Here is a 2107-nt window from a genome sequence, read left to right as displayed (position 1 = left end):
GGCGCTTCCTGCCGGCGGCGAGCTCGCGCTCGGAGAGGGCCTCGTTGAACTCGCGGGCGACGTCACGGGGGTCGCCCAGGCGGCGCTCCACCTGCTCCCAGGTCTCGCCGTCGGCAAGCGACGAGGCGATGTCCGACTCCAGGTCGCGCACGAACTCGTCACGGCGCGCCTTCGAGCACGCCAGGCGCCTCGCCACCGCCTTCGCATAGGCCTTCTCGTTCATCGCTCCTCCTCCATGATCGACCGCACGCACCTGTCGAACTCGTTCCACACCGCGTACATCTCGGCCAGGGCCGTGCGGCCCCGCTCCGTCACGGCGTAGTACTTGCGCGCGGGCTCCTTCGCCGTCTTGGCCGCCAGGCGGCTCGCCACCAGGCCGTTGTCCTCCATCCGATACAGGATGGGGTACAGCGTGCCCTCCTTCAGCGACACGGTGCCACCCGAACGCTCGCACAGCTCGCCGATAAGCTGGTAGCCGTACTTCTCCTCGTGCTCCAGCAGCTTCAGCACGAGCATGTCCAGCGCGCCCTTCTTCATCTGCTGGGCGAACCTCTGCCGCATCGACGCTCCTCGTTTCTGTTACTTAGTATTGCTAAATATAGACGATCCCGCCGATGCGCGCAACGGGCGAAACCGCGAGCGGCAGGAGGAACCGCGAGCGGCCGTGCCGAAGAAACGCTATACTGGACGACAACGTTGTGCCCGCATGATATATGAAAGAGACTTGAACCCATGAGCATCGACAGCTACGAAGCCAGCCGCAAGCGCTCCGACGAGATCCGCGCGGACCTGCCCGAGCACCCCGAGAAGTACACCATGCTGACCGGCGACCGCCCCACCGGGCGGCTGCACCTGGGCCACTACTTCGGCACCATCCGCGAGCGCGTGGCGCTGCAGGACCTGGGGATAACCACCCGCATCATCATCGCCGACTACCAGGTGATCACCGACCGCGACACCACGGCGAACATCGCCGACAACGTGCGCAACATGGTGGTGGACTACCTAGCCTGCGGCATCGACCCCGCCAAGACCATCATCTTCACGCACTCGGCCGTGCCGGCCTTGAACCAGCTCATGCTGCCGTTCCTCTCGCTCGTCACGGAGTCCGAGCTTTTGCGCAACCCCACGGTGAAGGCCGAGCAGGACGCGTCCGGCCACGCGCTCACGGGCCTTTTGCTCACCTACCCCGTGCACCAGGCGTGCGACATCCTGTTCTGCAAGGGCAACATCGTGCCCGTGGGCAAGGACCAGATGCCCCACATCGAGCAGACGCGCCAGATAGCCCGCCGCTTCAACGAGCGCTACGGCCACGTGTTCCCCGAGCCCGACGGACTGCTGAACGATGCGCCGGCCATCCCCGGCCTCGACGGCCGCAAGATGTCGAAGAGCTATGGCAACGCCATCAGCCTGTCGGCCACCGACGCCGAGACGGCGAAGCTCATCAAGAAGTCGCAGACCGACGCCGACCGCAACATCACCTACGACCCCGAAGGCCGCCCCGGCGTGTCGGCGCTGCTCACCACGGCGGCGCTCTGCACGGGCCGCGCCGAGGCCGACATCGCCGCCGAGATAGGCGACGGCGGCTCGGGCACCCTCAAGAAGTACGTCACCGAGAGCGTGAACGCCTACCTGGCCCCCATCCGCGAACGCCGCGAAGAGCTGCTGGGCGACATGGGCTACATCGAGGACGTGCTGCACGAGGGCAACCGCCGCGCCAACGAGATAGCCAACGCCACGCTCGACGAGGTGCGCGAGACCATGGGCATGGTGTACTAGGCGCCACCCCGCCTGCTCTGGCGGCCGTCCCGCAGGTTTTTCGCGGAGCCTGCGCGTTCTCTTGGCAACGGGGCCGGTTTTGATATAGAATGGCGAAACGCTGTTCGAGGGCCTATAGCTCAATGGCGGAGCAGGGGACTCATAATCCCTTGGTTGCAGGTTCGAGTCCTGCTGGGCCCACCAAAAATGACAAAGCCGGATGCTTCCCGCATCCGGCTTTTTTCATGCCGCCCGCACTAGGCGAGGGAGCTTAGGCGCCCGGGGCCGAGGGGCGCCCTCCCATGAGGCGCAGCAACAGCAAGGACAGCGCCGCGCCGGCCAGGCTCGC

The 2107-nt window shown here is 66.1% G+C and carries 3 protein-coding genes and 1 tRNA gene; 2 read left to right on the top strand and 2 right to left on the bottom strand.

The features are described from left to right. Positions 1-223: HAAS signaling domain-containing protein (locus tag GPA_RS19255; RefSeq protein ID WP_041239532.1), on the bottom strand; the 223-nt coding region annotated here is incomplete at its 3' end. Continuing rightward, positions 220-561, bottom strand: a complete 342-nt coding sequence (locus GPA_RS11320; protein WP_015539936.1) for a PadR family transcriptional regulator — start codon at positions 559-561, stop codon at positions 220-222. The genes GPA_RS19255 and GPA_RS11320, both read right to left, overlap by 4 nt. A 171-nt stretch (positions 562-732) precedes the next feature. Between GPA_RS11320 and trpS the strand changes: the two genes are divergently transcribed. Further along, positions 733-1779, top strand: a complete 1047-nt coding sequence (trpS, locus tag GPA_RS11315; protein WP_015539935.1) for a tryptophan--tRNA ligase — start codon at positions 733-735, stop codon at positions 1777-1779. A 108-nt stretch (positions 1780-1887) separates the two neighbouring features. Then, positions 1888-1962, top strand: a tRNA-Ile gene (locus GPA_RS11310). The last annotated feature ends 145 nt before the right edge of the window (positions 1963-2107 follow it).

The sequence above is a fragment of the Gordonibacter pamelaeae 7-10-1-b genome, from assembly GCF_000210055.1.
Classification (GTDB): Bacteria; Actinomycetota; Coriobacteriia; order Coriobacteriales; family Eggerthellaceae; genus Gordonibacter; species Gordonibacter pamelaeae.
The sequence above is the reverse complement of the archived record's forward strand: the minus strand, read 5'-3'. Positions and strand labels throughout refer to the sequence as shown.